Annotated in this window: 6 protein-coding genes; 4 read left to right on the top strand and 2 right to left on the bottom strand. The window is 68.2% G+C overall.

Going from position 1 to position 6,846, the window contains the following annotated elements; translation table 11 throughout:
* The first annotated feature begins 121 nt into the window (after positions 1 to 121).
* Genes EDF61_RS17035 through EDF61_RS17020 form a run of 4 tightly spaced genes read left to right on the top strand, consistent with a single transcriptional unit; the run spans position 122 to position 5,160 of the window.
* Complete coding sequence (locus EDF61_RS17035) at positions 122 to 1,339, top strand: sarcosine oxidase subunit beta family protein (protein ID WP_133834913.1); 1,218 nt, start codon at positions 122 to 124, stop codon at positions 1,337 to 1,339.
* 11 nt (positions 1,340 to 1,350) lie between these two features.
* Positions 1,351 to 1,665 (top strand): sarcosine oxidase subunit delta, encoded by a 315-nt coding sequence (locus tag EDF61_RS17030; protein ID WP_133834912.1) that lies wholly within the window; start codon positions 1,351 to 1,353, stop codon positions 1,663 to 1,665.
* Complete coding sequence (locus EDF61_RS17025; RefSeq protein WP_133834911.1) at positions 1,662 to 4,559, top strand: sarcosine oxidase subunit alpha family protein; 2,898 nt, start codon at positions 1,662 to 1,664, stop codon at positions 4,557 to 4,559. The genes EDF61_RS17030 and EDF61_RS17025 overlap by 4 nt, the downstream gene beginning before the upstream one ends.
* Entirely contained in the window at positions 4,552 to 5,160 is a 609-nt protein-coding gene (locus EDF61_RS17020; RefSeq protein ID WP_133834910.1) for a sarcosine oxidase subunit gamma, read from the top strand. Before EDF61_RS17025 ends, EDF61_RS17020 begins: the two co-directional genes overlap by 8 nt.
* A 41-nt stretch (positions 5,161 to 5,201) precedes the next feature.
* Here the strand turns inward: EDF61_RS17020 and EDF61_RS17015 are convergent, their stop codons facing one another.
* Both EDF61_RS17015 and EDF61_RS17010 read right to left on the bottom strand, forming a co-directional pair.
* Entirely contained in the window at positions 5,202 to 5,435 is a 234-nt protein-coding gene (locus EDF61_RS17015; protein ID WP_133834909.1) for a hypothetical protein, read from the bottom strand.
* 1 nt (position 5,436) lies between these two features.
* The gene (locus tag EDF61_RS17010; RefSeq protein WP_133834908.1) at positions 5,437 to 6,627 is read right to left on the bottom strand and encodes a S8 family serine peptidase; all 1,191 of its coding nucleotides are present in this window, start codon (positions 6,625 to 6,627) and stop codon (positions 5,437 to 5,439) included.
* Between the last annotated feature and the right edge of the window lie 219 nt (positions 6,628 to 6,846).

The following is a 6,846-nucleotide window of genomic DNA, read 5'->3' as shown; positions in this document are numbered from 1 at the left end:
AGGCGTTGATTGCTGGTGCTGAGGGTAATGCGGCGGTGTTGCCGGAGCTGAAGGATCGTGTTCTGAAGCTTGCCGCGGCCCACCCGCTGTACCCGAACCTGAAGAAGATTGGAGAATAGCCATGGCTGATCTGCTGCCTGAGCACCCGGAATTCCTCTGGGCCAACCCGGAACCGAATAAGTCCTACGACGCAGTGATCGTCGGAGGCGGCGGCCACGGCCTGGCTACCGCCTACTTCCTGGCCAAGAACCATGGCATCACCAACGTCGCCGTCCTGGAAAAGGGCTGGCTGGCCGGCGGGAACATGGCCCGCAACACCACCATCATCCGCTCCAACTACCTCTGGGACGAGTCGGCGGGCATCTACGAGAAGTCGCTGAAGCTGTGGGAGCAGCTGCCCGAGGACCTGGAATACGACTTCCTGTTCTCCCAGCGCGGCGTGATGAACCTGGCCCACACCCTGGGCGACGTGCGCGAATCCGTGCGCCGCGTGGAAGCCAACAAGCTCAACGGCGTGGATGCCGAATGGCTGGACCCTTCCCAGGTCAAGGAAGCCTGCCCGATCATCAACATCGGCGACGACATCCGCTATCCGGTCATGGGCGCGACCTGGCAGCCGCGTGCCGGCATCGCCAAGCACGACCACGTGGCCTGGGCCTTCGCCCGCAAGGCCAACGAGCTGGGCGTGGATATCATCCAGAACTGCGAAGTCACCGGCTTCATCAAGGACGGCGAGAAGGTCACCGGCGTGAAGACCACCCGCGGCACCATCCACGCGGGCAAGGTCGCACTGGCTGGGGCAGGGCACTCCTCGGTGCTGGCCGAAATGGCCGGCTTCGAACTGCCGATCCAGTCCCACCCGCTGCAGGCACTGGTCTCCGAGCTGTTCGAACCGGTGCACCCGACGGTGGTCATGTCCAACCACATCCACGTCTACGTCTCCCAGGCCCACAAGGGGGAGCTGGTCATGGGCGCGGGCATCGACAACTACAACGGCTACGGGCAGCGCGGCGCCTTCCACGTCATCCAGGAGCAGATGGCCGCGGCCGTGGAGCTGTTCCCGATCTTCGCCCGGGCGCATGTGCTGCGCACCTGGGGCGGCATCGTGGACACCACCATGGACGCCTCGCCGATCATCTCCAAGACCCCGATCCAGAACCTGTACGTGAACTGCGGCTGGGGCACCGGCGGATTCAAGGGCACCCCGGGTGCCGGATTCACCCTGGCGCACACCATCGCCAACGACGAGCCGCACGAGCTGAACAAGCCGTTCAGCCTGGATCGCTTCGAAACCGGCCACCTGATCGACGAGCACGGCGCCGCAGCCGTCGCACACTAGGAGCAACCGCCATGATGCTGATTGATTGCCCGAACTGCGGGCCACGCAATGAGAACGAATTCAAGTACGGGGGAGAAGCCCACGTGGCCTACCCGGCGGACCCGAGCGCCTTGAGCGACAAGGAATGGTCCCGCTACCTGTTCTACCGGCAGAACAAGAAGGGCATCTTCGCCGAACGCTGGGTCCACGCCGGCGGCTGCCGCAAGTGGTTCAACGCCCTGCGCGACACCGTCACCTACGAGTTCAAGGCCATCTACCAGGCCAGCGAACCACGCCCAGAACTGAGCACCACCGACATCCGCAGCGCCGAAGGAGGCACCCGATGAGCAAGCCGCAACGCCTGCCTGCAGCGCAGAGCACCCGCGCCCGCATCAACCGCGAGGAACCACTGGCCCTGTCCATTGGCGGCGCGCAGCTCTCCGCTTTCCGCGGCGACACCGTGGCCAGCGCCATGCTGGCCAACGGGCTGCGCAAGGCCGGCAACTCGCTGTACCTGGACCGCCCGCGCGGCATCTTCGCCGCCGGGGTCGAGGAACCCAACGCGCTGGTCACCGTCGGCGCCCGGCATGAGCAGGACATCGACGAGTCGATGCTGCCGGCCACCACCGTTGCGGTCACCGACGGGCTGGACGCCACCTTGCTTTCGGGCCTGGGCGTGCTGGACCCGGCCACCGATCCGGCCTACTACGACCACGTGCACGTGCACACCGACGTGCTGGTGGTCGGCGCCGGTCCGGCCGGCCTGGCCGCGGCCCGCGAAGCCTCGCGCTCCGGGGCCCGGGTGATGCTGCTCGACGAGCGCGCCGAGGCCGGGGGCACCTTGCTGGACACCGCCGGGGAGCAGATCGACGGCCTGGACAGCAGCCAGTGGATCGAGCAGGTCACCGGCGAACTGGCCGAAGCAGAAGAAACCACCCACCTGCAGCGCACCACCGTCTTCGGGTCCTACGACGCGAACTACCTGATCGCCGCGCAGCGCCGCACCGTGCACCTGGACGGTCCGTCGCAGCCCGGGGTATCCCGCGAGCGCATCTGGCATATCCGCGCCCAGCAGGTGGTGCTGGCCACCGGCGCCCACGAACGCCCGATCGTCTTCGAGAACAACGACCGCCCGGGCATCATGCTCGCCGGCGCGGTGCGCAGCTACCTGAACCGCTACGGCGTGCGCGCCGGGCAGAAGATCGCCGTGGCCACCACCAACGACTCGGCCTACGAGCTGGTAGCCGAACTGGCGGCCAGCGGCGGGGTGGTTGCCGTGATCGACGCCCGGCAGAACATTTCGGCCGCCGCCGCGGCCGCCGTGGCCGAGGGAGTCACCGTGATCCCGGGTTCGGTGGTGGTGGATACCGAAGCGGATGCCGAGGGCGAGCTGTCGGCCATCGTGGTCGCAACGCTCGACGAGCACCGCGAACTGGGGGCCGCCCAGCGCTTCGAAGCCGATGTGCTGGCCGTGGCCGGCGGCTTCAACCCGGTGGTGCACCTGCACTCCCAGCGCCAGGGCAAGCTGGACTGGGATACCACCATCCACGCCTTCGTCCCGGCCGCCGTGGTGGCCAACCAGCACCTGGCCGGCGCGGTGACCGGGCGCCTGGATACCGCCAGCGCCCTGTCCACCGGGGCCGCCACCGGCGCCGCGGCTGCCACCGCGGCAGGATTCGCCACCGTGGCCCGCACCCCGCAGGCGTTGGAGACCGCGCTGGGCCAGACCCGTCCGGTCTGGCTGGTGCCATCGGCCAAGGGCGATGACGCCGCGAACTACACGGCCCACTTCGTGGACCTGCAGCGCGACCAGTCCGTGGCCGACGTGCTGCGCGCCACCGGCGCGGGCATGAAGTCGGTGGAGCACATCAAGCGGTACACCTCGATCTCCACCGCCAACGACCAGGGCAAGACCTCCGGGGTGGCGGCGATCGGCGTGATCGCCGCGGTGCTGGGCATCGAGAACCCGGCGCAGATCGGCACCACCACCTTCCGCGCCCCCTACACCCCTGTGGCCTTCGCGGCCCTGGCCGGGCGCAACCGCGGGCAGCAGCTGGATGCGGCGCGCATCACCGCGATGCACTCCTGGCACCTGGCCCACGGCGCGGCCTTCGAGGACGTCGGGCAGTGGAAGCGCCCCTGGTACTACCCGCAGCCGGGGGAAACCATGGACCAGGCGGTCTACCGCGAGTCCGCCGCGGTGCGCGCTTCGGTGGGCATGCTCGATGCGAGCACGCTGGGCAAGATCGAGATCCGCGGGGCGGATGCGGCCGAGTTCCTGAACCGCATCTACACCAACGGCTACACCAAGCTGAAGGTCGGCATGGGCCGCTACGGCGTGATGTGCAAGGCCGACGGCATGATCTTCGACGACGGGGTAGCCCTGCGCCTGGCGCAGGACCGCTTCTTGCTGCACACCACCACCGGCGGCGCGGGCGACGTGCTGGACTGGCTGGAGGAGTGGCTGCAGACCGAATGGCCCGAGCTGGATGTCGTGTGCACCTCGGTCACCGAGCAGCTGGCCACCGTCGCGGTGGTCGGGCCGAAATCGCGCGAGGTGATCGCCAAGGTCGCCTCCACCGTGGACGTGTCCAACGAGGGCTTCAAGTTCATGGCCTTCAAGGACGTGGTGCTGGATTCCGGGATCGAAGCGCGCATCTCGCGCATTTCCTTCTCCGGGGAGCTGGCCTTCGAGATCGCGGTGCCGGCCTGGCACGGGCTGCGCGTCTGGGAAGACGTGTACGCCGCCGGCCAGGAATACGGCATCACCCCGTACGGCACCGAAACCATGCACGTGCTGCGCGCCGAGAAGGGCTTCATCATCGTCGGGCAGGACACCGACGGCACGGTGACCCCGCAGGATGCCGGCATGGAATGGGTGGTCTCCAAGGTCAAGGACTTCATCGGCAACCGCTCCTACTCCCGGGCGGACAACCTCCGGGAGGACCGCAAGCACCTGGTCTCGGTGCTGCCGGTGGACAAGTCCCTGCGGCTGCCCGAGGGTGCCGCGCTGGTGGCCGCTGACGCGATGGCCACCGAGGGCATCACCCCGATGGAAGGCTGGGTCACCAGCTTCTACGACTCGCCGGCGCTGGGACGCACCTTCGGCCTGGCGCTGATCAAGAACGGGCGCAGCCGCATCGGCGAAGTGCTCAAGACCCCGGTGGGCGGCCAGCTGGTCGACGTCGAAGTCTGTGAAACCGTGCTCTACGACCCGGAAGGAAGCCGTCGCGATGGCTAGCAACACCATGATTGACAGCGAAGTACGCCGTTCCCCGGCCCAGCACCTGGCCCAGGAAATGGAAGCGGCCAGCATCGCCGGCCGCGTGGGCCTGCGCGAAATCGCCTTCGCCACCCAGATCTCGCTGCGCTGCGCGCCGGGCAGTCCGGCGCATGCGGCGGTGGCCGCGGCCACCGGAGTGGGCTTGCCCGCCGCGGTGGGCCAGGTGGCCGGCGAGGCGCCGGGTACCGCGGTGCTGTGGCTGGCGCCGGATGAGTTCCTGGCCACCAGTGCGGAGAACGCCGAGCTGGCCGGGGCGCTGACCGCGGCCCTGGGCGAGCAGCCCGGGCAGGTGGTGGACCTCTCGGCCAACCGCAGCGTGCTGGAACTTTCCGGCCCGGATGCGCCGCTGGTGCTGCGCAAGAGCTGCCCGGCGGACCTGCACCCGCGCGCCTTCGGCGTGAACCAGGCGATCAGCACCTCGCTGGCGAATATTCCGGTGCTGCTGTGGCGCACCGGCGAGCAGAGCTGGCGGATCATGCCGCGTGCCTCGTTCACCGAGCACGCCGTGCGCTGGCTGCTCGATGCCATGGCAGAGTTCGCCGCGCCAGCGGTGCCATAGCCCGGCCTTGCGCGGTGCGCGCAGCGCACGGTGATCCTGCGCTAGCTGCCCTCGTCGATGGCCCGGTAGCGCTGCTGGGCATCAACCGATTCGACCGCGTCGAGCTCCCGCAGCGCTGCGGCCACCTGCTCGCTGCCCTCGCCAATAATCTGGCCCAGGGCAGCGAGCACTTGCTTAACCTGCAGTCCGCGGGCTTGCAGCTCATCAACGATGGACTCGGGGGCCACCGTGGCCACCACAGTGATCACATAGATATGCACTGTGTCGCCGCACATCCTATTGGCCTTCCGTGCTGGCGGGGGCTTGGGCCAGCCCGGCACCGGCATCCTCGGCCGGCAACGGGATATCGCGGGAGGTGGACAGCAGCTTGTCCCACAGCTCCTGGGCACGCAGCCCGGTGGATTCGGCCAGCAGCGCTGCCACGCCAGCCACATGCGGGGTGGCCATGGAGGTGCCGCTGATCGTGTTGTAGCGTTTTTCTCCCGGCCAGGCAGAATAGATGTCCACGCCGGGGCCGGCGATATCCACTGCGCCGCCCTGGGCATCCAGCGCCTGCGCCGAGAAATCGGCAATGGCCAGGGCCGAATCCACTGCAGCCACCGCCATGATGTAGGGGCTGTTGGCCGGGGCGCCGACGAACCCCGGGTTCCCGGCGGAGCGCTGCGCGTTGTTGCCGGCGGCGGCCACGATCAGCGAACCCAGCTCCAGGGCGCGCCGGCCCGCGGTGACATAGGGCGGGTGCACGGTTCTCACGTCGGCACCGAGGGACATCGAGATGACCTCGCACTTGTTTTCCAGCGCCCAGTTGATTCCGGCCAGGATCGTGGAGTCGGAGCCCGATCCGTTGCTGCCCAGCACCTTTCCGGCGAAGATATTGGCCTCGGTGGCGACCCCGTAGCCCGGTCCCTGCCGCGGGTCGCGCGGACCGCAGGCGGTGCCGATGCAGTGGGTGCCATGCCCATGGCCGTCGTTGGCGTCCTCGCCATCGACAAAGGACCTGGCATCCACGGTGCGGCCGGCGAAATCCGGGTGCGCGCTGTCGAAGCCGGTATCCAGCACAGCCACGTTGATTCCCTTGCCCGTGTAGCTGGACAGCTCTGCGCCCACCGCTTGCAGGCCCCAGGTGAATTCCGCGGTGTCCGCGAACGGGGACTGGCCCGGGGCCTTGGCGGCATCGGGCAGAATCCGGTAGACCAGTTCCGGCACCACCGAGGCCGGCAGCCGATGCCCGGCGCAGCGCTGGCGGAAGTCCTCCAGCTGCTCGGTGCCGCTGGAGACCACCGCGATGCCCAGCATCGGGAAGTATTCGCTGGTGGAGTAGCCCTGTTCGGCCAGCAGCTGGGGCAGTTCGGTGTCGCGTTGGACTTGGGCCAGGCCAGGGGCGCCGGCAGCTGGCTGGTCGAAGACGAGCACGTAGCGGCCCGGGACTTCAGCGGCTTCGGTGCTTTGGTGGCGGGAAGTATGCATGGCTGGCTCCTTAGCTGGTTTTCCGGCACACGCCGGTGCGTGCTTGGCGAGTTACTTCGCACCCTACCCGCTGCGCCAGACGTTTAGCCCGGGGCGATGAGGACTTTGCGCAAACTCCCATTCCCGGCTTCGCAAGCTTTTTATCGCAGATCAGCTTGCTTCTGGGCGCACAAGCTACAAGGGTGTAAAGCAGAAGGACAACAATGCAAGGAAGGTTGG

This window comes from Arthrobacter sp. JUb115 (assembly GCF_004365035.1).
Taxonomy (GTDB): domain Bacteria; phylum Actinomycetota; class Actinomycetes; order Actinomycetales; family Micrococcaceae; genus Glutamicibacter.
This window is presented reverse-complemented; position numbering and strand designations above follow the sequence as displayed.

Coding starts and splice junctions, on each gene's coding strand:
- EDF61_RS17035 (WP_133834913.1), top strand. CDS start 122: ATGGCTGATCTGCTGCCTGAGCACCCGGAATTCCTCTGGGCCAACCCG.
- EDF61_RS17030 (WP_133834912.1), top strand. CDS start 1,351: ATGATGCTGATTGATTGCCCGAACTGCGGGCCACGCAATGAGAACGAA.
- EDF61_RS17025 (WP_133834911.1), top strand. CDS start 1,662: ATGAGCAAGCCGCAACGCCTGCCTGCAGCGCAGAGCACCCGCGCCCGC.
- EDF61_RS17020 (WP_133834910.1), top strand. CDS start 4,552: ATGGCTAGCAACACCATGATTGACAGCGAAGTACGCCGTTCCCCGGCC.
- EDF61_RS17015 (WP_133834909.1), bottom strand. CDS start 5,435: ATGTGCGGCGACACAGTGCATATCTATGTGATCACTGTGGTGGCCACG.
- EDF61_RS17010 (WP_133834908.1), bottom strand. CDS start 6,627: ATGCATACTTCCCGCCACCAAAGCACCGAAGCCGCTGAAGTCCCGGGC.